Genomic DNA, 654 nt, shown 5'->3' with positions numbered 1-654 from the left:
TCGATCGGGCGGGGGAGCCTGATGTGACGTACATGGTCCAGAAAGTGGCCAATGAAGGTGCTGGCATCGTCAACGTGATCAGGTCACGTAATAGCGGTAATACAACCGCGACCACGAGCCTCTCAGGCGTTCGATGAGGCGAGAAAATCCGATCACCAGACCAAGCGCGATTCCGCCACACTGCCACACACGAAACCGATCAGGTCACGTTCCAGGCTCACCAGAAGATTGGAGCCGAGGCCACCTCGGCTGAACTCTGCCATGCCGCGGGCCGCCACCTCTCCCAGCCGCGGTAGAAAACGTGGGTCAGCAGCGCCGGCATGGGCGAGCAACTCCCAAATCGCGAGCATCGCATCGGCACCGCAAGCGGCCGCAGATGTCGGCCGATGGAGCGGAAGGGCGGCGGTGCGATGGAAGCGCCGTGCGACAGCCTATCCCGACCTGCAATCGTGATCAGGCTCATCGTGGGTCTCCGGACGCCAGCGTTGCAGATGGTTTCAGGCAAGCGTGAGCAGGCCGTGGATCACCAATCCGGTCAGGCCGACCACGATCATGGCCGAAAGAATGAGGTTCCAATTGAAAGAGCTGACGACCATAGGCCATCAGGTATCGGAGCCCTTCGAACGATGCGATGAGTTCTACCGCAACCAGGGT

1 protein-coding gene is annotated in these 654 nt (G+C 60.7%); it reads right to left on the bottom strand.

What is annotated here, in order from left to right:
• Positions 1–152: 152 nt before the first annotated feature.
• Complete coding sequence (locus NKI24_RS35865; RefSeq protein ID WP_352750942.1) at positions 153–350, bottom strand: ABC transporter permease family protein; 198 nt, start codon at positions 348–350, stop codon at positions 153–155.
• Positions 351–654 lie beyond the last annotated feature (304 nt).

It is taken from the genome of Mesorhizobium sp. M0701, assembly GCF_040320365.1.
In the GTDB taxonomy this organism is placed as follows: Bacteria; Pseudomonadota; Alphaproteobacteria; order Rhizobiales; family Rhizobiaceae; genus Mesorhizobium.
This window is presented reverse-complemented; position numbering and strand designations above follow the sequence as displayed.